Annotated in this window: 17 protein-coding genes; 7 read left to right on the forward strand and 10 right to left on the reverse strand. The window is 58.6% G+C overall.

Annotated elements, in window-relative coordinates; genetic code table 11:
• Positions 1-81 precede the first annotated feature (81 nt).
• From AC54XV_RS00075 to def, 5 genes are all read right to left on the reverse strand, one after another.
• Positions 82-2445 (reverse strand): FdhF/YdeP family oxidoreductase, encoded by a 2364-nt coding sequence (locus AC54XV_RS00075; RefSeq protein WP_060409251.1) that lies wholly within the window; start codon positions 2443-2445, stop codon positions 82-84.
• A 153-nt stretch (positions 2446-2598) separates the two neighbouring features.
• Positions 2599-3972 (reverse strand): Trk system potassium transporter TrkA, encoded by a 1374-nt coding sequence (gene trkA / locus AC54XV_RS00080; RefSeq protein WP_003401453.1) that lies wholly within the window; start codon positions 3970-3972, stop codon positions 2599-2601.
• Between the two features lie 4 nt (positions 3973-3976).
• Positions 3977-5302, reverse strand: coding sequence for a 16S rRNA (cytosine(967)-C(5))-methyltransferase RsmB (gene rsmB, locus AC54XV_RS00085; RefSeq protein ID WP_060406241.1), 1326 nt, complete (start codon positions 5300-5302; stop codon positions 3977-3979).
• The gene (gene fmt / locus AC54XV_RS00090; RefSeq protein ID WP_032654810.1) at positions 5299-6243 is read right to left on the reverse strand and encodes a methionyl-tRNA formyltransferase; all 945 of its coding nucleotides are present in this window, start codon (positions 6241-6243) and stop codon (positions 5299-5301) included. Before fmt ends, rsmB begins: the two co-directional genes overlap by 4 nt.
• A gap of 53 nt (positions 6244-6296) precedes the next feature.
• Complete coding sequence (gene def, locus AC54XV_RS00095) at positions 6297-6803, reverse strand: peptide deformylase (RefSeq protein ID WP_003401459.1); 507 nt, start codon at positions 6801-6803, stop codon at positions 6297-6299.
• Positions 6804-6928: 125 nt separating this feature from the next.
• On the opposite strand from def, the gene AC54XV_RS00100 reads away from it, so the two are divergent.
• The 3 genes from AC54XV_RS00100 to tsaC all read left to right on the forward strand — a co-directional run bounded on the left by AC54XV_RS00100 (position 6929) and on the right by tsaC (position 9791).
• A complete protein-coding gene (locus AC54XV_RS00100) occupies positions 6929-7954 on the forward strand; it encodes a LysM peptidoglycan-binding domain-containing protein (protein WP_003401462.1) in 1026 nt (341 codons plus the stop codon).
• A gap of 123 nt (positions 7955-8077) precedes the next feature.
• Positions 8078-9196, forward strand: a complete 1119-nt coding sequence (gene dprA / locus AC54XV_RS00105; protein ID WP_060409252.1) for a DNA-processing protein DprA — start codon at positions 8078-8080, stop codon at positions 9194-9196.
• A gap of 37 nt (positions 9197-9233) precedes the next feature.
• Positions 9234-9791, forward strand: coding sequence for an L-threonylcarbamoyladenylate synthase type 1 TsaC (gene tsaC, locus AC54XV_RS00110; protein ID WP_003340101.1), 558 nt, complete (start codon positions 9234-9236; stop codon positions 9789-9791).
• A 36-nt stretch (positions 9792-9827) separates the two neighbouring features.
• On the opposite strand, the gene AC54XV_RS00115 is transcribed toward tsaC, so the two are convergent.
• Positions 9828-10805 (reverse strand): NADPH:quinone reductase, encoded by a 978-nt coding sequence (locus AC54XV_RS00115; protein ID WP_496717565.1) that lies wholly within the window; start codon positions 10803-10805, stop codon positions 9828-9830.
• Between the two features lie 171 nt (positions 10806-10976).
• On the opposite strand from AC54XV_RS00115, the gene hemF reads away from it, so the two are divergent.
• Together hemF and aroE are read left to right on the forward strand one after the other, a co-directional pair.
• On the forward strand, positions 10977-11891 hold the full coding sequence (gene hemF, locus AC54XV_RS00120; RefSeq protein ID WP_496717567.1) for an oxygen-dependent coproporphyrinogen oxidase: 915 nt from the start codon (positions 10977-10979) through the stop codon (positions 11889-11891).
• On the forward strand, positions 11891-12715 hold the full coding sequence (gene aroE / locus AC54XV_RS00125) for a shikimate dehydrogenase (RefSeq protein WP_011266136.1): 825 nt from the start codon (positions 11891-11893) through the stop codon (positions 12713-12715). Before hemF ends, aroE begins: the two co-directional genes overlap by 1 nt.
• 185 nt (positions 12716-12900) lie before the next feature.
• Here the strand turns inward: aroE and AC54XV_RS00130 are convergent, their stop codons facing one another.
• From AC54XV_RS00130 to betC, 4 genes are all read right to left on the reverse strand, one after another.
• A complete protein-coding gene (locus AC54XV_RS00130; protein WP_024639366.1) occupies positions 12901-14469 on the reverse strand; it encodes a SulP family inorganic anion transporter in 1569 nt (522 codons plus the stop codon).
• Positions 14470-14540: 71 nt separating this feature from the next.
• Entirely contained in the window at positions 14541-14858 is a 318-nt protein-coding gene (locus AC54XV_RS00135) for a hypothetical protein (RefSeq protein ID WP_003340090.1), read from the reverse strand.
• 167 nt (positions 14859-15025) lie between these two features.
• A complete protein-coding gene (locus AC54XV_RS00140; protein ID WP_122319698.1) occupies positions 15026-15952 on the reverse strand; it encodes a choline ABC transporter substrate-binding protein in 927 nt (308 codons plus the stop codon).
• Positions 15953-15988: 36 nt separating this feature from the next.
• Positions 15989-17494 carry a choline-sulfatase gene (gene betC / locus AC54XV_RS00145; RefSeq protein WP_060406238.1) on the reverse strand — a complete coding sequence of 502 codons (1506 nt, stop codon included), beginning with the start codon at positions 17492-17494 and terminating at the stop codon, positions 15989-15991.
• Between the two features lie 113 nt (positions 17495-17607).
• Between betC and AC54XV_RS00150 the strand changes: the two genes are divergently transcribed.
• Positions 17608-18558, forward strand: coding sequence for a choline sulfate utilization transcriptional regulator (locus AC54XV_RS00150; protein WP_024651198.1), 951 nt, complete (start codon positions 17608-17610; stop codon positions 18556-18558).
• A 442-nt stretch (positions 18559-19000) separates the two neighbouring features.
• Positions 19001-22609, forward strand: a complete 3609-nt coding sequence (locus AC54XV_RS00155) for an RHS repeat domain-containing protein (RefSeq protein WP_239691405.1) — start codon at positions 19001-19003, stop codon at positions 22607-22609.
• Positions 22610-22626: the final 17 nt, after the last annotated feature.

Below are 22626 nucleotides of genomic sequence, written 5' to 3' on the forward strand. Positions count from 1 at the left end.
CGTGACGCTCTGCGTCACAAATCTGCGCCGCGCCGCAGTTCTCAGGATAGGACGCGGAGCATGGGCACGATCGTGTTTCCCTCAACTGGCGGCCGCAATCAATCCGCGTCGCTCCAGCGCCACCTGAGTCCCTTCCGGACTCATCCGCACCAGGTTCACCGGGATGGATTTGGCCGCAGGGGTGTTGCCGTGTTTATCCCGATTGGCCAGTGGTAGCAGGCCGTTGGTCTCCGGGTAGTACGCTGCGCAGCATCCCTGCGGCACGTCGTAGGGGATGACCTTGAAACCCGCTGCACGCCGCGCGGTGGTCGGGTCGAGCGCCGTCTGAAACTCGATGTAGTCCCCGGCCTTTAGCCCCAGGCGTTCGATGTCCTGCGGGTTGAGCATCACCACCATGCGGTCGCCAAAGATGTCCCGATAGCGGTCATCGTTGGAATACACCGTGGTGTTGAACTGGTCATGGCTGCGGATCGTCATCAACTGCAGATGCTCGGCGCCCGGCGGCGTGTCGTCTTCGTCGTAGATGCCTTCGGGAAAGAGGAAGTTGGCCTTGCCCGACTCGGTGTCCCACTTGCGCTCACTGGCGGCATTGGGCAAGCGGAACCCTCCGGGTTCGAGGATGCGCTGATTGAAGTCATAAAACTGCTCGGGTAACACTTCTTCGATCTTGTCGCGAATCCTTGAGTAGTCGCCCACATAGCTGTCCCAGTCCACCTTGGGATTGGGCGCAAGCGTCGCTTTGGCGATACCGGCAATGATCGCCACTTCGGAAATCAGATGTTTCGACGCAGGCTCGAGCATGCCGGTCGAGCCGTGCACCATCGACATCGAGTCCTCCACCGTAATGGTTTGCGCCACACCGTTCTGCAGGTCGCGTTCCGAACGCGCCACGCACGGCAGCAGAAAGGCCTTCTGGCCATGGACTGTCGCGCTGCGGTTGAGCTTGGTGTTGACCAGCACCGTCATTTTCAGACGGCTGACGGTCGGGCAGATCACATCGGTGTCCGGAATGGCACGGAAAAAATTACCGCCCATGGAAATCAGCGCTTCCACCTCGCCACGCAACAGGGCTTCGCAGGTCTCGGCCACGGCGTGACCTTTTTTTCTGGACGCCTCGAAACCGAACACCTTGCTCATGCTGGCCAGAAACGGTTCTCCGGCCTTTTCATAGATGCCCATCGTCCTGTCGCCCTGTACGTTGGAGTGTCCACGTACCGGGCAAGCACCCGCACCGAGCTTGCCGATGTTGCCGCGCAACAGCAGCAGGTTGATGATCTGCTGCATGGCGTCACCGCCGCGCTTGTGCTGAGTGATGCCCATTCCCCAGCAGCAGATGACCCCCTTCGAGCGCTTATAGACCGCCGCCACCTCTTCGATGGCCTGACGCGTCAGGCCCGAATGGCGCTCGATGATGTCCCAGGGCAACTGTCGGCAGTAATCGGCGTACTGCTCGAAGCCATGGGTGTGTTCTTCAATGAACGTCACATCGAGGACGCGTGGCAGGTGTTCACGCTGCGCCACATCGTCGGCTTCGATCACGGCCTTGCAAACGCCTTGCAGGGCGATCATGTCGCCGCCGATCCTGACCTGATGGTACTGCGAGCTGATTTCCACCCCATGCAGACTGAGCATGTCGCGCGGGTCCTGCGGCGCCGCAAAACGTACCAGCGCCCTCTCCCGCAGCGGGTTGAACGAGATGATGCTCGCGCCCCGGCGCGCGGCGGCGTGCAGCTCGGACATCATGCGCGGGCTGTTGGTCCCGGGGTTCTGGCCGATGATGAAAATCGCGTCGGCGCTCTCGAAATCCTCCAGCGTCGTGGTGCCTTTGCCGACCCCGATCGACTCGGGCAGCGCCGCGGTGGTGGTCTCATGGCACATGTTCGAGCAGTCAGGGAAGTTGGCCATGCCGTACATCCGGCCAAACAGCTGATACAGAAAGGCGGCTTCGTTCGATGTGCGCCCTGAGGTGTACAGCTCCAGCTTCCACGGGTCGCTCAGGTTGCGCAGTTCTTCGCCGATCTCGGCGAACGCCTCGTCCCAGGTGACGGGCAGGTATTTGTCAGTGGCGGCGTCGTAGCGCATCGGCTCGGTAATACGGCCTTCTGCTTCCAGCTCGTGGTCGCTCCAGGTGGCCAGTTCGCTGACCGTATGCCGGGCGAAGAACTCTGGAGTCACGCGTTTCTTGGTCGATTCCCAGGCCAGGGCCTTGGCACCGTTCTCGCAGTATTCAAAGGTGTGCGGCTTCTTCGGGTCCGGCCAGGAGCAGCTGGGGCAGTCGAAGCCGCCAGGCTTGTTCATGGACATCAGCGTGCGGTTGCCCTTGATCAGCACATGCTGGTGCAACAGGTGCTTGTTGACCGCACTGAGCGCGGCCCAGCCACCTGCCGGCGTGCCGTCGGTCTGTGATCCCTGAAGCGGGGCCTGGGAGTTTTCCGATTCGGACATGGGGTGTGTTCTCTCTCATAAAGCCCGTGAAGGCATGAAGCTCGTGTGTCTGAGATACACGGGCTCAGAGAGAATTCGCCCGAGTCGACGAGCGTTGCCGACAGGGCCGGCCGGCAAGAGGTTCAGTAGGGTCACACCCTGTTCAGCAGCGGTTCAGAAAAAGCTCAGGCCGACCTGAAACAGCCGCTCGACCTCGCGGATGCACTTCTTGTCTACAAGGAACATGATCACATGGTCACCGGATTCGATCACGGTGATGTCATGGGCAATGAGCACTTGTTCGTCGCGGATCACTGCGCCGATTGCCGTACCGGTCGGCAGGTTGATGTCCTTGATCGCACGGCTGACGACCTTGCTGGATTTCGAGTCGCCGTGAGCGACGATCTCGATGGCTTCGGCTGCACCGCGTCGCAGCGAATGCACGCTGACGATATCACCGCGGCGCACGTGGGCCAGCAGCGTGCCGATGGTTGCCAGTTGCGGGCTGACCGCAACGTCGATTTCACCGCCCTGCACCAGATCGACGTAGGCCGGGTTATTGATCAGCGTCATCACCTTGCGTGCGCCCAGACGCTTGGCCAGCAGCGACGACATGATGTTGGCTTCATCGTCGTTGGTCAGCGCCAGGAACAGGTCGGTGTTGCCGATGTTTTCTTCCAGCAGCAGGTCGCGGTCCGATGAGCTGCCCTGCAGCACCACCGTGCTGTCCAGGTGTTCCGACAGATAGCGGCAGCGCGCCGGGCTCACTTCGATGATCTTCACCTGATAGCGGCTTTCAATGGCCTCAGCCAGACGCTCGCCGATGTTGCCGCCACCGGCGATGACGATACGTTTGTAGTTCTCGTCCAGGCGCCGCAGCTCGCCCATCACGGCGCGAATATCAGCCTTGGCGGCAATGAAGAACACCTCGTCGTCGGCCTCGATGACCGTGTCGCCATGCGGCAGTATCGCCCGGTCGCGGCGATAGATCGCCGCGATGCGCGTTTCGACATTCGGCATGTGCGCTCGTAGCTGACGCAGCGGCTGACCGACCAGCGCACCGCCGTAATAGGCTTTGACCGCGACCAGTTGCGCTTTGCCTTCGGCGAAATCGATCACCTGCAGCGCACCGGGGTACTCGATCAGACGCTTGATGTAGTTGGTGACGACCTGCTCCGGACTGATCAGTACGTCGACCGGGATCGCGTTTTTATCGAACAGGCCTGCGCGTGTCAGGTACGCCGCTTCACGGATGCGCGCGATCTTGGTCGGCGTATGGAACAGCGTATGGGCCACCTGACAGGCAATCATGTTGGCTTCGTCGCTGCTGGTCACCGCGACCAGCATGTCGGCGTCGTCCGCGCCGGCCTGACGCAACACCGCCGGGTAGGAGCCTTTGCCCTGCACGGTGCGGATGTCCAGGCGGTCGCCCAGATCGCGCAACCGGTCGCCGTCAGTGTCGACCACGGTGATGTCGTTGGCTTCGCCCGCCAGATGCTCGGCCAGCGTACCGCCTACCTGCCCTGCACCCAGAATGATGATTTTCACGCGCTTACTCCCGCGCCGACGCGATCTTGATCAGTTTGGCGTAGTAGAAACCGTCGTGGCCGCCTTGCCGGGCCAGCAGCTGGCGACCATGGGCTTGCTTGATACCCGCGGGCGGCTGTCCGGCCTGCCCGGCGATGTCCAGCTCTCTGGCCCCGGAGGTACGCGCCAGAAACGCCTCGATGACGTCGGTGTTTTCGGTTGGCAGTGTCGAGCAGGTCGCGTACACCAGCATGCCGCCTACCTGCAGGGTAGGCCACAACGCATCGAGCAGCTCGCCCTGCAAGGCCGCCAGCGCGGCGATGTCGTCTGCCTGACGAGTCAGTTTGATGTCCGGATGCCGACGAATCACGCCGGTCGCCGAGCACGGTGCGTCGAGCAGGATGCGCTGGAACGGTTTGCCGTCCCACCACTGCGCTGTCTCGCGGGCGTCGGCTGCAATCAGCTCGGCATCCAGTCCCAGGCGATCGAGGTTTTCACGCACGCGCACCAGACGCTTGGCTTCCAGATCCACCGCCACCACGCCGTCCAGTTGCGGCTGTACTTCCAGCAAGTGGCAGGTCTTGCCGCCCGGCGCGCAGCAGGCATCGAGTACCCGTTGCCCGGGGGCCAGCTCCAGCAGGTCGGCGGCCAGCTGCGCGGCTTCATCCTGCACGCTGATCCAGCCTTCGGCAAAACCGGGCAGCGAGCGCACATCGCACGGCTCGGCGAGCACGATGCCGTCCTGACTGAACGTGCACGCACTGGCTTGCAGGCCGGCAGTGTCGAGCAGTTCGAGGTATTGATCGCGACGGTGATGGCGTCGGTTGACGCGCAAGATCATTGGCGGGTGCGCATTGTTGGCCGCGCAGATGGCTTCCCACTGTTCCGGCCAGGCGGCTTTCAGGGCTTTCTGCAGCCAGCGCGGGTGGGCGGTACGCACCACCGGGTCGTGTTCCAGCTCGATCAGCAGCGCCTCGCCATCACGTTGCGCATTGCGCAGCACGGCGTTGAGCAAGCCTTTGGCCCACGGCTTTTTCAATTTGTCGGCGCAGCCCACCGTTTCGCCAATCGCAGCATGGGCCGGAATGCGGCTGTAGAAAAGCTGATAAAGGCCGACCAGCAACAAGGCTTCAACGTCGGCGTCGGCGGCCTTGAAGGGCTTTTGCAGCAGCTTGGCCGCCAGTGCCGACAGGCGTGGCTGCCAGCGCGCGGTGCCGAATGCCAGGTCCTGCGTCAGGCCACGATCACGCACCTCGACCTTGTCCAGTTGAGTCGGCAACGAGCTGTTCAGCGAGGCCTTGCCGCTGAGTACGGCAGCCAGTGCCTTGGCGGCGGCCAGACGCGGGTTCATTGGCCCAGCACCGTGCCGATGGCAAATTTCTCGCGGCGGCTGTTGAACAGGTCAGTGAAGTTCAGCGGCTTGCCGCCCGGCAATTGCAGACGGGTCAGGCGCAGCGCGTTCTGCCCGCAGGCGACGATCAGGCCATCCTTGCTGGCGCAAAGAATCGTCCCCGGCGCGCCCTGCCCTTCGGCCAGATCGGCGGCCAAGACTTTCAGGGTTTCTTCGTTCAGCGTGCTGTGACAGATCGGCCAGGGGTTGAAGGCGCGGACCAGGCGTTCAAGCTCATCGGCCGGACGCGTCCAGTCCAGGCGTGCTTCGTCCTTGTTCAGCTTATGGGCGTAGTTGGCCAGGCTGTCATCCTGAACCTCGCCGACCAGCGTACCGTCCGCCAGACCGGCAATGGCCTGCAACACAGCAGGCGGACCGAGTTCGGCCAGGCGATCATGCAGCGTGCCGCCCGTGTCCTGCGCGGTAATCGGGGTTACGGCCTTGAGCAGCATCGGCCCGGTGTCCAGCCCTGCTTCCATGCGCATCACGGTCACGCCGCTCTCGGCATCACCGGCCTGCACCGCGCGCTGAATCGGCGCCGCACCGCGCCAGCGCGGCAGCAGCGACGCATGGCTGTTGATGCAGCCCAGGCGCGGAATATCCAGCACCACTTGCGGCAGGATCAGGCCGTAGGCGACGACCACCATCAAATCGGGTTGCAGCGCTGCCAGTTCGGCCTGCGCGTCGGGATCGCGCAGTGTGGGCGGTTGCATGACCGGTACGTCATGTTGCAGCGCCAGTTGCTTGACCGGGCTGGGCATCAGCTTTTGTCCACGACCGGCCGGGCGATCGGGCTGGGTGTACACGGCGACGATCTGGTGAGGGCTGTCGAGCAGGGCCTTGAGGTGTTCGGCGGCAAATTCCGGGGTGCCGGCGAAGACGATGCGCAGTGGCTCAGTCATGGAGTTCTCATTATAAAAAAAGGCCTGTTCAGGCCTTTTGGGGTAACGACGGATCAGGCGTTGAGCTTGTGCTGCTTTTCGAGCTTCTTCTTGATTCGGTCACGCTTGAGGTTGGACAGGTAATCGACAAACAGCTTGCCGTTCAGGTGATCGCATTCATGCTGGATACAGATGGCGAGCAGGCCCTCGGCAACCAGTTCATAAGGCTTGCCGTCACGGTCCAGCGCCTTGACGCGGACCTTTTGCGGACGGTCGACGTTCTCGTAGAAGCCCGGCACCGACAGGCAGCCCTCCTGATACTGGTCCATTTCATCGGTCAGTTTTTCGATTTCAGGATTGATGAAGACCATCGGTTCGCTACGGTCTTCGCTCAGGTCCATGACGACCACGCGCTTGTGGACGTTGACCTGAGTCGCGGCCAGGCCAATACCTGGCGCTTCGTACATGGTTTCAAACATGTCGTCGACCAACTGGCGAATGCCGTCGTCTACCATCGCCACAGGTTTGGCGATGGTGCGCAGGCGCGAATCGGGAAATTCGAGGATGTTTAGAATGGCCATATACGTAAGAGCTGCACTGTTAAGGTAAAGTCAATGTTGGGTGCCGGGCCCGGGAGTTCAAGGCAGGCAGCCCAGGACAGGACTCTAGGGTTCGCGTGAGGCAACATGATAAAGGGATTCACCGCATGAGGAAATCACTACTCGCCCTGCTGCTGCTGACTGCCAGCGGTCTTGCGCAGGCGCAAGTGCAACTCAGGGAAGGCTATCCACAGAGCTACACCGTTGTCGCCGGGGACACACTCTGGGACATTTCCGGCAAGTTCTTGCGTGAACCGTGGAAATGGCGCGAGATCTGGCGGGCCAATCCGCAAGTCCATGATCCCGACCTGATCTACCCCGGTGACACCCTCGCGCTAACCTGGGTCGATGGTCAGCCGCGCGTAACGCTCAATCGCGGCCAGTCGCGTGGCACCATCAAATTGTCACCGCGTGTGCGCAGTACGCCGATGGTCGAGGCCATTCCGAGCATTCCGCTGGGCGCGATCAACGCTTTCCTGATCAACAATCGGATTGTCGACAGCGCCGAGCAGTTCGAAAAAGCCCCCTACATCGTTGCGGGCAATGCCGAGCGCGTGCTCAGTGGCAACGGTGATCGCGCCTATGCACGGGGCGCGCTGGACCCGGCGCACAGCGTCTATGGCATCTTCCGTCAGGGCAAGACCTACGTCGATCCCAAGACCCAGGAAGTGCTGGGGATCAATGCCGATGACGTCGGCAGCGCCGAGGTGGTTGCCACCGAGGGTGACGTCTCGACCCTGATTCTGCAACGCTCCACACAGGAAGTGCGTCTGGGCGACCGCTTGTTCAGCAGCGAAGAGCGGGCCATCAACTCGACGTTTTTGCCCAGCGCTCCGCAGGCGCCGATAGACGGTTTGATTCTGGATGTGCCACGCGGTGTCACCCAGGTCAGCGTGCTGGACGTAGTCACGCTCGATAAGGGCAAACGCGACGGGCTGACCGAGGGCAACGTGCTGGCGATCTACAAGACCAGCGAGACCGTGCGCGACCGGATCACCGGTGAACAGGTAAAAATCCCCGACGAACGGGCCGGCCTGCTGATGGTTTTCCGTACCTACGACAAGCTTAGTTACGCCTTGGTCCTGCAAGCCAACCGATCTTTGGCCATCATGGACAAGGTTCGCAACCCGTAGACGCATGTTTCAGATCTGACACGGATTTGTGCGACGAACCAGACACTTATCAAATTGTTGTCAACAGAGTTATCCACAGGTTTGTGCATCCCTCGGGATGCACGATGGATCAGGGACGATCTCATGCCATTGTTCGAAAATGCCCCCTCTTCGCCCGCAGAGCTGGAAGCGCGTTTGCGCATGCACCGCTTGCCCGAGATAGGGCCGAAACGCTTTTCCAGACTGATTGAAGCCTTCGGTTCGGCATCGTCGGCGCTCAGTGCGCCGGCCAGCGCATGGCGTGCGCTGGGTATTCCTGGTGCCTGTGCCGAGGCGCGTCGTGACCCCTCCGTACGTGATGGCGCCAGTGCCGCATTGGCCTGGCTGGAGCGTCCGGCCCAGCATTTGCTGATGTGGGACGACCCTGGCTACCCCGCATTGCTGGCGCAGATCGCTGATCCACCGCCGCTGATCTTCATTGCCGGCGACCCTTCGATCCTTGAGCATCCGCAGCTGGGGATGGTCGGCAGTCGTCGCGCCTCCCGACCCGGGCTGGACACCGCCAGCGCTTTTGCGCGCAGCCTGGCGGCTGCCGGTTTTGTGATCACCAGTGGCCTGGCGCGGGGTATCGACGGCGCCGCGCATCAGGGCGCATTGGATGTCGGGGGGCTTACAATCGGCGTGCTTGGCACCGGGCTCGAAAAACTTTATCCACAGCAGCATCGCGCGCTCGCAGCGCAGATCGCGGCACAGGGCGGCGCAGTGATTTCCGAGTTCCCGCTGGACGCCGGACCGCAGGCCAGCAACTTCCCGCGACGTAACCGAATCATCAGCGGCCTGTCGCTGGGCATACTGGTGGTCGAGGCCAGTGTCGCCAGCGGCTCGTTGATTACCGCGCGACTGGCCGCCGAGCATGGACGAGAGGTGTATGCGATACCTGGCTCGATTCATCACCCTGGCGCCAAGGGCTGTCATCAGTTGATACGTGACGGCGCGACACTGGTCGAGACCGTCGAGCACATTCTTGAAGGCTTGCAGCACTGGAAACGTGTTGCGCCCGACAGCGATCCTGTCACGCCAGCGAAGCCTGCACCTTGCGATCATCCTTTATTGGCGCTGCTGCACGCCGCACCGCACACCAGCGAGGGGCTGTCGGTGTCATGCGGCTGGCCATTGCCCAAGGTATTGGCTGGCCTGACCGAGCTGGAACTGGACGGACGCATAAGCTGTGAGGCAGGACGATGGTTCGCCAGAGCGCCCTGAGGTTAAACTGCCGCCAGGATTCAGTGGAGAGACAAAAATGGTCAGCAGTTGGCGAGTGCAACAAGCCGCTCAGGATATTCGAGCCGGTGCGGTGATTGCCTACCCGACCGAGGCAGTCTGGGGGCTGGGGTGCGATCCGTGGGATGAAGAAGCGGTCTATCGTCTGCTGGCGATCAAGTCACGGCCGGTGGAAAAAGGCCTGATCCTGATTGCCGACAACATTCGCCAGTTCGACTTCCTGTTCGAAGACTTCCCTGAGCTGTGGCTTGACCGCATGGCCAGCACCTGGCCGGGGCCCAACACCTGGCTGGTACCGCATCAGAACCTGCTGCCCGAGTGGATCACCGGCATTCACGAAACTGTGGCGCTGCGTGTTACCGATCACCCGACCGTACGTGAACTGTGCGCGCTGGTCGGGCCGTTGATCTCCACTTCGGCCAACCCGGCGGGTCGACCGGCTGCGCGTTCGAGATTGCGCGTCGAGCAGTATTTCCGCGGGCAGATCGACGGGGTTCTCGGCGGCAGCCTGGGCGGGCGTCGAAACCCCAGCGTGATACGTGACATCGCCACCGCGCAGATCGTGCGCGCCGGCTGACGCTGGCGCACACAGCGCGGGTTCAGTGGTAGACGATCAAGGGATCAGAATGGTCGAGCCAGTGGTGCGCCGGGCCGACAGCTCGGTCTGCGCCTTGGCGGCGTCCTTCAGGGCGTACTGCTGAATGCCGTCGACCTTGAGTTTGCCGCTGGCGAGCATGTCGAACAGCTCGTCAGCCATGGCCTGCAGGTTCTGCGCAGTGTTGGCGTAAGAGCCCAGCGTCGGACGGGTGACATACACCGAACCCTTTTGCGCCAGAATCCCGAGGTTCACACCCGAGACCGGCCCGGAGGCATTGCCGAAGCTCACCACCAGCCCGCGTGGTGCCACACAGTCAAGTGACGTCAGCCAGGTGTCCTGGCCCACCCCGTCGTAGACCACCGGGCATTTCTTGCCGTCGGTCAGTTCCAGCACGCGGCTGGCGACATCTTCGTGGCTGTAATCGATGGTTTCCCAGGCTCCAAGCGCCTTGGCGTGAGCGGCCTTCTCCGGCGAACTGACCGTGCCGATCAGTTTGCCGCCCAGGGCCTTGACCCATTGACAGGCCAGCGAGCCCACCCCGCCTGCGGCGGCATGAAACAGAATGATCTCGCCCGGCTTCACCTGATAGGTCTGACGCAGCAGATACTGCACCGTCAGGCCCTTGAGCATCAGGGCTGCGGCCTGCTCGAAACTGATCGAGTCCGCCAGCTTGACCAGATTCGCTTCAGGCAGCACGTGCACTTCGCTGTACGCCCCCAGCGGCCCGGTGCCATAAGCGACACGATCACCGACCTTGAAGCGCGTCACCTCGGCCCCCACCGCCTCGACCACCCCCGCCCCTTCGGCGCCGAGGCCGGAAGGCAGCGACGGCGCCGGATACAGCCCGCTGCGGTAATAGGTATCGATGAAATTCAGGCCAATGGCCTTGTTACGCACCACCACCGCCTGCGGCCCCAGAGCCTGCGGCTCGAAATCGACATATTCAAGAACCTCGGGTCCTCCGACAGTGTTGAACTGGATACGCTTTGCCATGTGCTCTCTCCTTGATGGTTAAAACAAGCTGCGAAAGCCCCCATCGGACTCTTTCCCCGAACCTTCGTCAACTGCCAGCCCGCGCCGCCGATGGTATGCTACGCGCCAATTTGCCTGCGCCTCTTTTGCTGCGGGGGCTCAGCCGTTTGACGTCAGCCGTAAGGGATCCTCATGAGTACCCGTACCGAGGCCGTAAAAGCCTACCTGCTCGACCTGCAAGACCGTATCTGCACTGCGCTTGAACAGGAAGATGGCAGCGCACACTTCATGGAAGATGCCTGGACGCGTCCGGCGGGCGGCGGTGGTCGCACGCGGGTGATCGAGAATGGCACGGTCATCGAGAAAGGCGGTGTCAATTTTTCCCATGTTTTCGGCAGCAATCTGCCGCCGTCTGCCAGCGCTCATCGGCCTGAACTGGCCGGGCGTGGTTTCGAGGCGCTGGGCGTTTCGCTGGTGATCCATCCGCACAACCCGCATGTGCCGACGTCCCACGCCAACGTGCGCTTCTTCATTGCCGAGAAAGAAGGTGAAGAGGCCGTCTGGTGGTTCGGTGGCGGTTTCGACCTGACGCCCTATTACGGCGTCGAGGAAGACTGCGTGCACTGGCACCGGGTTGCCGAGCGCGCCTGTGCGCCCTTCGGCGACGATGTCTACCCGCGCTACAAGGCCTGGTGCGACAGTTACTTCCACCTCAAGCATCGCGATGAACCGCGCGGCATCGGTGGTCTGTTTTTCGATGACGTGAACCAGTGGGATTTCGACACCAGCTTCGCCTTCATCCGCGCCATCGGTGATGCGTTCATCAATGCCTATCTGCCGATCGTGCGGCGGCGCAAGGCGGCGGCCTATACCGTGCAGCAGCGTGAGTTTCAGGAATTCCGTCGTGGTCGCTACGTCGAGTTCAACCTGGTGTATGACCGCGGCACGTTGTTCGGTCTGCAATCGGGTGGGCGTACCGAATCGATCCTCATGTCGCTGCCGCCGCGAGTGCGCTGGGGTTATGACTGGAAGGCCGCGCCGGGCAGCGAAGAAGCGCGTCTGACCGAATACTTCCTGACCGACCGCGACTGGCTGGCGGAAAACTGATGGACCGGTACGTCGTCTTCGGTAATCCCATCGGCCACAGCAAGTCGCCGTTGATTCATCGCTTGTTTGCCGAGCAAACCGGGCAAACGCTGGATTACCAAACCTCGCTGGCACCGCTGGACGATTTCACCGCGTTTGCCCAGGCGTTTTTCCAGGCCGGGCGTGGCGCCAACGTCACCGTGCCGTTCAAGGAACAAGCCTGGCGCCTGGCCGACAGCCTGACCCAACGTGCGCAGCGCGCCGGGGCGGTCAACACCCTGAGCAAGCTCGACGACGGAACTCTGCTGGGCGATAACACTGACGGTGCGGGGCTGGTACGCGATCTGACGGTCAATTGCGGGCGCAGCCTGCGTGGTCAGCGCATTCTGTTGCTGGGCGCAGGCGGTGCGGTGCGTGGCGCGCTGGAGCCGTTGCTTGGACAACAGCCCGCTGCGTTGGTGATCGCCAATCGTACGGTCGAGAAAGCCGAGCGGCTGGCGCAGGAGTTCGCCGACCTCGGGCCGGTATTCGCCAGCAGCTTCGACTGGCTTGAAGAGTCGGTGGACGTGATCATCAACGCCACCTCCGCCAGCCTGGCCGGAGAGCTGCCACCGATTGCGCCCAGCCTGATCCAGCCGGGAGTGACCTTCTGCTACGACATGATGTACAGCAACGAGCCCACTGCTTTTTGCCGTTGGGCCACCGAGCACGGCGCGGCGCAGGCGGTGGATGGTCTGGGCATGCTGGTCGAGCAGGCCGCAGAAGCCTTCCTGCTGTGGCGCGGTGTGCGTCCGGATTCAGCGCCTGTATTGGCGGAGTTGCGCAGATTGCTGGCTGCGGGTTGATCGGCTATCTGCGGACTATCGTGCCAATGCTCCGAGTTATACACAAGTCCGCTTTTGATTCTGGCCGAAGGCCGTGGAAGCGAACCGGGCGACGCTTCGCTCCCACGCCCTCCGGGCAGAAGCCAAATCTACGGGCTTATCGGGACCTTTGTAGAACGCAGAGCGTCGCGACGATGAGTTACAACTCAATCCTCAAACAGAATCGGGCACTTCTCCGCGCCTTCCAGCTTGTGCAGTTCCTCGATCACTTGCGGCCTGGCATTGCGCAGGACCAGCACTCTGCCCTGCCGGCCCAGACGTCGGGCCTCCTGATGAAGCATCTCCACGCCTGAGTAATCGATGAAGTTGATCTGCTGCGCATCGATCACCACTCGCACACCTTCGGTACGTTGCAGGCGGGTTTGCAGGTAGTGGCTGGCGCCGAAGAAGATCGATCCGCCGACCCGCAGGACCTCTTCGTCGCCCTCGCGCCATTGCTGGACGCGCGGTTGCGAGGTGCGCTTGAGGTAGAAAAACAGCGAGGCAAGTACACCGGCGTAGATCGCGGTTTGCAGCTCCAGCAGCAAGGTGGCCAGACAGGTCAGCGCCATCACGAAAAACTCGGCGCGGCTGACGCGGAACAGCGCACGAATGCCGCGGCGATCCACCAGCCCCCAACAGATCAGCAGGATTGAGGCGGCCATGGCCGGGATCGGAATGTGCGATATCAACGAGGCACCGGCGACTGCGAACAACGCCACCCACAACGCAGAAAACACCCCCGCCAACGGCGAGCGCGCACCTGCCTCGTAACTCAACGCCGCCCGGGTAAAAGATCCGGCTGACAGGTAGCCGGAGAACAGCGAGCCGACCATGTTCGACAGCCCCTGGGCACGCACTTCCTGATTGGCATTGAGCATCTGCTGCGAACGAGCCGACAGCGAGCGGGCAATCGACAGACTGTTGACCAGCCCGAGCATACCCACCGCCACGGCGGTCGGCAGCAGCTTGAGGATCAGTTCGAGGTCCAGCGGCAACGGGCTGAAGGGCGGCAGATGGCCGACGAAGGCGCTGACCACACGGACATGGCCGAACATCGCCGGCCACAGCCACACCAGCAGGCTGCTCGACACCAGGGCGATCAACAGCGTCGGCCAGCGAGGCACCAGAAGCTTGAGTCCGATACCCAGCGCCAGGGTCAACAGACCGAGCATCAGCGAAGACAGATCGACTTCACGCCAATGCTCAAGCACGGCGCTCAGGCTTTTGAGGGCGGTGGTCTGACTCGGCAGATCGATGCCCAGCAGATTGGGCATCTGCCCCAGCGCAATCACCACCGCAGCGCCCAGCGTGAAACCCAGCACCACCGAGTGCGAAACGAAATTGACCAGCGCACCGAAGCGCATCATCCCCAGCAACAGCTGAAACACACCGGCGATGAAGGTCAGCAGCAGGATCAACATGATGTAGTCCTGACTGGCCGGGACGGCGAGCGGGCTGACGCTGGCGTATAGCACGATGGATATAGCCGCGGTCGGCCCACAGATCAGGTGCCAGGACGAACCCCATAGACAGGCAATGAGGACTGGAACAATCGCAGCGTACAGACCGTACTCAGGCGGCAGCCCGGCGATCAGTGCGTAAGCGATGGATTGCGGCAGCGCCAGAATGGCGCCACTCAGGCCCACCAGCGCATCACGCCCGACGCTGGCGCGATTCTGCTGCGGCAGCCAGGCGAGAAAGGGTAGAAATTTATGGCGATTGAGCCAGCGCATCGGTCCCTCATGTTGGATGGGTCACTGCATCACGACGTCAGACCGTTTCTGCCCGGAGCCGCGAGCGAACGCTAGTTCATGGCGTAGCATTTCGAGGTGGCGACGTTTGTATCTGACCCGGTTCCAGCACCTCTGAGCATGCAGATAACATAGTGTTTCTTGTTCTTGAGGGTCACTACCGGACCAATGTCTGCCACGTACGAAGAAACGACCGTTGCTCCTGCGTTGAGCATCTCTTCCATAGAGACATTGACGGCCTCCAGCTTGGTCGGATATTCCAGCGCGTTTCCAGGCACTTTGGCGCTGGTTTCTGGTGGCCAGCTACCCGCAGAGGCAAAGGATGCGCTCAGAATCAGGGCCAGCGAGAGGGGTATAAGTGACCTTTTCATACTGTTCTCCAGAGTTAGCGGATAGGCCGCACGGCAGTCTAGTGGTTTGTCCCCGTTCGTTGGTTCCTTATTGCTATTCCAGAATGACGCTTCGGAGCGCTAATAATTGCTGAAAAAACCGGCGCAGTGGAAACTCCTGACGCCGGGTCACTACTTAGTGTCGAGGCCTAAAACTTCGCCTTCACCGCCGCCAGACCGTCCTTGCCATCAACGGTCTGTACGCCCTCAAGCCACTTGTCCAGCACCGCCGGGTTGGCCTTGATCCAGGCCTTTGCCGCCTCGCTGTTGCTGACCTTCTTGTTGACCACCTCGGCCATGATGCTGTTTTCCATGTCCAGGGTGAAGCTCAGATTGGTCAGCAGCTTGCCGACGTTCGGGCAGGCTTGAGCATAACCTTTGCGGGTCAGTGTAAAGACCGAGCCGGTGTCACCAAAGTATTTCTCGCCGCCCTTGAGGTAGTGCATGCCCTTGATCTGCACGTTCATCGGGTGCGGCGTCCAGCCGAGGAACACCACAAAGGCCTTTTTCTTCACGTTGCGATTGACCTCGGCCAGCATCGCGGTCTCGCTGGATTCCACCAGCTTCCATTTGCCCAGATCGAATTCGTTCTTCTTGATGATCTCCTGCAACGACAGGTTGGCAGGCGCGCCAGAACCGATGCCATAGATCTTCTTGTCGAACTTGTCAGCAAATTTGCTCAGGTCGGCAAAGTCATGCACACCGGCATCCCAGACGTAATCCGGCACGGCCAGGGTGAATTCGGTGCCCTCCAGGTTCTTCGCCAGTTGCGTCACATCGCCGGTGGCCACGAACTTGTCGTAAAAGCCCTGCTGCGCCGGCATCCAGTTGCCCAGAAACACATCCAGCTTGCCGTCTTTCAAACCGCCATAGGCGATCGGCACGGCCAGGGTATCGACCTTGGGCGTGTAGCCCAGACCTTCGAGTACCACGCTGGCAATGGCATTGGTGGCCGCAATGTCACTCCAGCCGGGATCGGCCATCTTCACGGTGCTGCAACTGGCGTCCTCTGCCTGTGCTGCAAGGCTGCCGAGGGTCATGACCGCGACCGCAACGGCTGTGGATAACTTCTTCATTGATGTACCCCTTTGGTTTTTTTGGTGTGGGCAGGGTCAAGGTTGCGGATAACGTGCCTTGCGCTCCAGATCGTCCAGATCAATGTGGTTGCGCATGTACTGCTGACTGGCGTCGACCAGTGGCTGGTGATCCCAACTCTTCAGCTTGCCGGTTGCCAGCGATTTGGCGACGAAGCGCCTTCTGCGCTGGCTGGCGAGCACCTGTTGGTGTATCGCCGGGATGTCCCACTTGGCCCGAGCTTCGGCCAGGAAGTCAGTGAACAGCTTTTCATGGGCGGGTGACTGGCTCAGGTCCTTCTGCTCTTTCGGGTCCTTTTTCACATCGAACAGCAGGCACGGGTCCTGTTCCGAATAGATGAATTTGTACGCGCCACGGCGGATCATCATCAGCGGGCTGGTGGTACCTTCGGCCATGTACTCACCGAACACCTCATCGTGCCCGCCCTTGCGTTTCAAATGAGGCATCAGCGAGCGTCCGTCCAATGGCAAACCGGCGTCCAGTTTGCCTTTGGCCATTTCGACGAAGGTCGGCAGCAAGTCGGCAGTCGACACCGACGCACTGACCCTTCCCGGTTTGAACTGGCCCGGCGCGTACACCACCAGCGGCACGCGCGCGGCCATTTCGAACCAGTGCATTTTGTACCAGAGGCCCTTTTCGCCCAGCATGTCGCCGTGATCGCCGGAGAACACCACGATGGTGTCTTCCGCCAACCCGACTTCATCGAGCGTCTGCATCAGCTTGCCGACGTTGAGGTCGATGTAGCTGCACGCACCGAAGTAGGCGCGGCGAGCATCACGAATCTTGTTGGTCGGCATGGGCTTGTCCCACAGGTCATAGACCTTGAGCAGCCGTTGTGAATGCGGGTCCAGCGCGGCCTGATTGGCGTGCGGCGTGGGCATCGGTATTTCGTCGTCGGCGTACAGGTCCCAGAACGGCAGAGGGATGGTGTACGGATCATGAGGGTGAGTCATGGAAACGGTCAGGCAGAACGGCGCATCACCGTCCTGTCGCACATGGTCGTAGAGGTATTGCTGGGCCTTGAACAGCACCTCTTCATCGAAGTCCAGCTGGTTGGTGCGAATGCACGGACCGGCCTGCAACACCGATGACATGTTGTGATACCAGCTTGGCCGCACGTCCGGCTCGTCCCAGTTGACCGACCAGCCGTAGTCGGCCGGGTAAATGTCACTGGTCAGGCGTTCTTCGTAGCCATGCAACTGGTCCGGTCCGCAGAAGTGCATCTTGCCCGACAGGGCGGTCTTGTAGCCCAGCGCACGCAGGTAGTGGGCATAGGTCGGAATATCGGCCGGGAAGTCGGCTGCGTTGTCGTACGCGCCGATCCTGCTTGGCAACTGGCCGCTGACCAGGGTGAAGCGCGACGGCGCGCATAGCGGGCTGTTGCAGTACGCCGAATCGAACACTACGCCGTCGGCGGCGAGACGGCTCAGGTTCGGCATCAGAATCGGGGACCGGGCGTAAAACGGCAACATTGGCGCGGCCATTTGATCGGCCATGATGAACAGAATATTTTTGCGCTTCATGTAATCGCTATATCCATTGTGAAAAGTTATGCGAAAGTGCCGGGTATGAGGATGGAGTCCATAAGTTTCAGGGTAAAGCCCATACACAGCAATGCCTAGGATAAGCCCAGCTAATGTTTGAATCTTTCGGCGATGTGTCACTCGACCTGCTGCGTGCCTTTGAGGTCGCGGCGCGCTTACGCAGCTTCACCGCGGCAGCCCTCGAACTGGGCACGACACAGCCCGCTGTCAGCCAGCAGATCAAGCGCCTCGAAGAGCAACTCGCTACCCGTCTGTTTGACCGCATCTACCGTGGTATCGAATTGACCGACGCCGGTGAAGTGTTGTTCAGCCATGTGCAGGCCGGGCTGCAATCCATCGACAGCGGAGTGATAGCCATCACCGAACACCACCAGCACGAAGTGCTTCAAGTGGCGACCGACTTCGCCTTCGCCGCCTACTGGCTGATGCCGCGTCTGCACCGCTTCCACAAGGTCAACCCGGACGTGGATGTCAGCCTGGTCACCAGCGAGCGTACCCACAGCATGTTACGCGCCGATATCGACGTTGCCGTGCTGTTCGGTGACGGGCGCTTCAAACAGGGAGAAAGCCACTGGCTGTTCAGCGAAGAAGTCTTCCCGGTGTGCAGCCCGCAACTGCTCGCCGGGCGCCAGACGCCGCTGCCCACCGATGCGCTGCGCGACTTTCCACTCCTGCACCTGCGTGGCGAAAGCATCAACAACTGGTTCGACTGGGCGGGTGTATTCCGCGCGCTGGACATCCCCCAGGCCCCCGCGCCCGGTCAACTGCGCTTCGACAACTACACCCTGCTGATCCAGGCGGCCATCGGCGGACAAGGCATCGCCATCGGCTGGAAGCACCTGGTCGACGACCTCCTCGATCAGGGCCTGCTCTGTCGCCCTATCGCCGGCGCGGCGATTTCCGGTCAGGGCTATTACGTGGTCCTGCCCCAGCGCAAACGCCGCGTGCAGATCGTTCAGCAGTTCGTGGACTGGCTGGCCAGCGAGCAGGCGTTGAGCGGGGTTTCGCTGGCGGGTAGGCCATTGCCGTCGATTGCGGTTTAGGGAGGCGGTGTTCAAGGTTGAATTAAATATAAGTTCGAAGCAATTAGTGGTTAGATAGGAAATTTCTTACAAGTTTTACGGAAGTAAGCGGGTTTACTTTTGTTCTCATATAGTATTACTTAGGTTGTGTATTAGATGGCGGCTGCATCTGGAATGACTTTAAGTTATGGCTTTCTCAAATAGACGTGTGTGACGCGATTTGATAGTTTCAATCATCATGGATCTTGCTTAAAAGCGCATAAAGCGAGTATTTGAGATTTAACTTATAGATCAGTTTAAGTGCTCCTAAATAGAGCGCTTTGCCCATGCCGTATCAATACTGACCAGTTTATGGCATGCAGCGAGTGATCATAGGCCCAAAAATCTATATCAAATCAATAAGGCTGTAGAAGGCTGCTATGAGCTTTGCTTTTTACTATTTAAGATAATGGATGGATTTAACGTGCTTGGAAAAAAGAAAAACAATATTATGAAAGTTTTGCTGTTTGGCGCGCTATTGGGAAGTCAGCTTGGACATTCTGAAGAGTTAGAGTCTACGCCGTATGATTTAGCACCGAAGAAAAATCGTGGGCTGGTTTCTAATGCGGTTGACAGCGTTGACCCTTGGTCCGGGAATCTCAAAGTCAGTCATATTGATTTAAGTATTCCTGGGACGGCAGGCATGGATATCAATATTCATCGAAGCTACGACCTACAGCGTTTAACCGCCGGGCTTGCTGCGCCTTATAGGCAAAGTACGGAATGGACCGCTTTAGGACCCGGTTGGACAATCGCGGCAGCGCCGAAGATTTATCATGCCACCAATTATCATCTTCGTGATCGTAGCGGGACACCTAACTATTACATGAACTCAACTTTTCAGTTGTGTCACAATCAAGGGGAACGTCCCAGTGCCCGATTTAATTTAAGACTTCCGGATGGTAGTAGCGAAAAATTTTATCGTGTTGCACCTTATGAAGACAGAACCAAATCAAATTGGCGTTTACGTTGCGATTCAATGGTGCTTACGCTAACGTCACCATCTGGAATTAGGTATGACATGGGGCGTGCCGATGTAGATATGAAATTTAGTGCTTCAGTTACATCGTTTCCTAACGAAGATCCAGATTTTACAGAATCTATTTTTCTGACAAAAAAGGCAACTGACCTTAATGGTAACTGGATTGCTTACGACTATACTCAATTTGGCCCCCCTTTAAGCGTTCCAATTTCAGGGAGTGTTTATATTGACCACTGTCTTCAAGCCAACCTTGAAGACGCCGCCAATTGCGAAAAATCCGATATGCTTTTATCTAGGATAACGTCCAGTGACGGCAGAGCTGTTGATTTTAATTACGACCCTGCGACAGGCCGCCTTCTTTCGCTGGTCGATAATAATCAGCGCATGGTTCAGTATGGATATACCGCGAAAGACCATCTGAACTCTCAGGCCCTGGCTCAGGTAACTGGACCTACTGGAGAAGTCTGGAAGTATGCCTATCACCCTGGAGAATGGTTTCAGATAGTAGTTTCCAATGAAAGTTATGCGAATGATCAAAGAGCTGCCGCTCGCAAACTTATATCGATTGAGCAGCCCAGCGGTGGAAAAACGACATATGAATACTCATATGTGGATCTAGAAGGCCATCTTGGTGGACGCTTTGTCTGGTCGCGTTTCGAGCGTATAAGCCGCAAAATTGATGCAGCCGGAAATCACTGGGCTTATGCCTATAATCGTGGAAATATTGGACAATACGATAGTACAGTTATCACCGGGCCGGATGGCACAACCATCCATGAGTTCATTGGCCCTGGATACAGTATTGCTACAGATGGAAACACTATAAATAATACCGTGTGGAGTATAGGAAGTCCGGTTAAAATTACCCGCCCGGACGGGAGTTATGAAACATACAAGTGGCAGCAACGGTTTATTTCACATGGAAGAGAATATGTGTTTGAACTCGGTGTAGTCACGGACGATACAATCTGGGCAGCTGACCTTCAAGAGCGAACTTTTTTCCGTGATGGCGCAACCTACAGTAGTCACTACTCTAACTACGATGCTTATGGCAATCCTGGAATACTGACTGAAACAGGTCCTAATAGTGATGGTCGAACTACCACGCTGACTTGGTATAATAATACTGATAAATGGATAATAGGTCGCCCTATAGATCAGATGTCACCTGATAGTTCTGTACATCGTATCTACGATGAGAACGGTAAGCTAATCAATTACAATCGCGATGGTGTTGCGACTGCGTATACCTACGATGCGCAAGGTAATCAAGCGACGCAAATTCGCCCGGGTGATCGTCATTACAGCTACATGAATTATAAACTCGGTACTCCGCAAACTGAGGTTCAGCCAGAGGGTATTACTATTTCGCGTGCAGTCGACGACGCTGGCAATGTTACCTCTGAGACCAACGGTGAAGGCCACACAACGCACTACGAATACGACAGGTTGAATCGCGTAACCTCTATCACTCCGCCGCAAGGCGCTGGTCAAAAAATAATATACACACCCACCAGCAAGACAAATCTGCGCGGCAATCTGTCCGAGATAACTCAATATGATCTGTCTGGTCGTGTCTCCAGTATTGTTAGAGGTGATATAACAACCACCTATGCGTACGATGCCTATGGCCGCGTAACGTTTACTTCAGACCCTAACTCAAGTATGGGAACCAGTTATCAGTATGATGCGCTGGGTCGCGTCATTCGGATCACCCATGCGGACGGTACCTACCAGAGCACTGCCTACGGTTTTGCCCACAAAGTCATAACTGACGAACGAGGCAATTCCACTACTTATAACTATCGTGGCTATGGCGACCCCGAAAAATTGTCTCTGATGTCATTTCAGCCGTCGAATCCGACAGCCAGTATAACCTTGACTCGAAATGGTCGCGAACAAGTGACGTCGGTTACACAAGGCAATTCCACACGCCATTACGGCTATAACGCAAATGGTTATTTGATCTCGGTCAGCAATCCCGAAACTGGAGACACCGTCTACGGTCGAGACATTGCAGGCAATATGACTTCAAAGCAGGTGGGGCAGTCAGATATTACAACGTACACATACGACGGGCAGAATCGACAAACTGCAATCGATTATGCGCAAGGCACTCCCGCTATCAAAAATACTTATGATAAACAAAATAATCTGCTAATAGCGGACAGCAGTACGGGTATTCGAAGCTTTACATACAATCCTGCAGGGTTCGTCATAACGGAAAGCCTTTCTATTGAAGGTAAGCTGTTTGAGCTTTCTTATGGCTACGATGAAAATGATCGGCTGAAAAGCCTCACTTATAATCCGTCTGGTCGCATAGTTGAATATGCGCCAGACGTATTAGGCAGGCCCACAATGGTATCGGGCTACGTTAGCAATATTGCTTATTGGCCGAACGGTATGATTAAACAGGTCATCTATGCCAACGGTGCGGCGGTCAGTTACGAACAAAATAGTCGTCTCTGGCCAGCTTCTTTCAACATTACCTCACCCGCTGGAGTCGATTACCTGAAAAGCATTTACGACTATGATGGTGCGGGTAACTTGTTGACCATCAGGGACGGTGTGGACAACAGCATGGACCGTACCCTTGCTTACGACAGCCTTGATCGTTTGGTGAGTGCCGATGGTTTCTGGGGGGTAGGAACCCTCGCCTACGACGGTGTAGGAAACTTGACCCAAAAAACGTTTGGCGATTCAAGCCTGAACTATAACTACGATATACAAAACCGCCTGACTTCTGTCGATGGACAGCGCATTGATAGTATAAACTACGATGCTTATGGCAACGTCAGCAGTAGTGCTGACAACGCTTACCTTTACAATAATGTTCCCAATCTTGTATGCGTTAACTGCGAGAGTCCCGACAAAAAAGTTGAATATCAGTACGATGGTTTGAATCAACGCAGTTCCGTCAGTTCTGCGGGCAACAAAATATACGAGATGCAAGATGCCGATGGAAGGTTACGGATGGAACTCGAGGGAGACAAGCTAACCGAGTATTTCTATTTGGGTGGCCAGCGCATTGCACAGCAGGTAAGCCCATGATCGGGTGTCAAGGAAAC

The sequence above is a fragment of the Pseudomonas fragariae (ex Marin et al. 2024) genome (assembly GCF_059621105.1).

Coding starts and splice junctions, on each gene's coding strand:
- AC54XV_RS00075 (WP_060409251.1), bottom strand. CDS start 2,445: ATGTCCGAATCGGAAAACTCCCAGGCCCCGCTTCAGGGATCACAGACC.
- rsmB (WP_060406241.1), bottom strand. CDS start 5,302: ATGAACCCGCGTCTGGCCGCCGCCAAGGCACTGGCTGCCGTACTCAGC.
- fmt (WP_032654810.1), bottom strand. CDS start 6,243: ATGACTGAGCCACTGCGCATCGTCTTCGCCGGCACCCCGGAATTTGCC.
- def (WP_003401459.1), bottom strand. CDS start 6,803: ATGGCCATTCTAAACATCCTCGAATTTCCCGATTCGCGCCTGCGCACC.
- AC54XV_RS00100 (WP_003401462.1), top strand. CDS start 6,929: ATGAGGAAATCACTACTCGCCCTGCTGCTGCTGACTGCCAGCGGTCTT.
- dprA (WP_060409252.1), top strand. CDS start 8,078: ATGCCATTGTTCGAAAATGCCCCCTCTTCGCCCGCAGAGCTGGAAGCG.
- tsaC (WP_003340101.1), top strand. CDS start 9,234: ATGGTCAGCAGTTGGCGAGTGCAACAAGCCGCTCAGGATATTCGAGCC.
- AC54XV_RS00115 (WP_496717565.1), bottom strand. CDS start 10,805: ATGGCAAAGCGTATCCAGTTCAACACTGTCGGAGGACCCGAGGTTCTT.
- hemF (WP_496717567.1), top strand. CDS start 10,977: ATGAGTACCCGTACCGAGGCCGTAAAAGCCTACCTGCTCGACCTGCAA.
- aroE (WP_011266136.1), top strand. CDS start 11,891: ATGGACCGGTACGTCGTCTTCGGTAATCCCATCGGCCACAGCAAGTCG.
- AC54XV_RS00130 (WP_024639366.1), bottom strand. CDS start 14,469: ATGCGCTGGCTCAATCGCCATAAATTTCTACCCTTTCTCGCCTGGCTG.
- AC54XV_RS00135 (WP_003340090.1), bottom strand. CDS start 14,858: ATGAAAAGGTCACTTATACCCCTCTCGCTGGCCCTGATTCTGAGCGCA.
- AC54XV_RS00140 (WP_122319698.1), bottom strand. CDS start 15,952: ATGAAGAAGTTATCCACAGCCGTTGCGGTCGCGGTCATGACCCTCGGC.
- betC (WP_060406238.1), bottom strand. CDS start 17,494: ATGAAGCGCAAAAATATTCTGTTCATCATGGCCGATCAAATGGCCGCG.
- AC54XV_RS00150 (WP_024651198.1), top strand. CDS start 17,608: ATGTTTGAATCTTTCGGCGATGTGTCACTCGACCTGCTGCGTGCCTTT.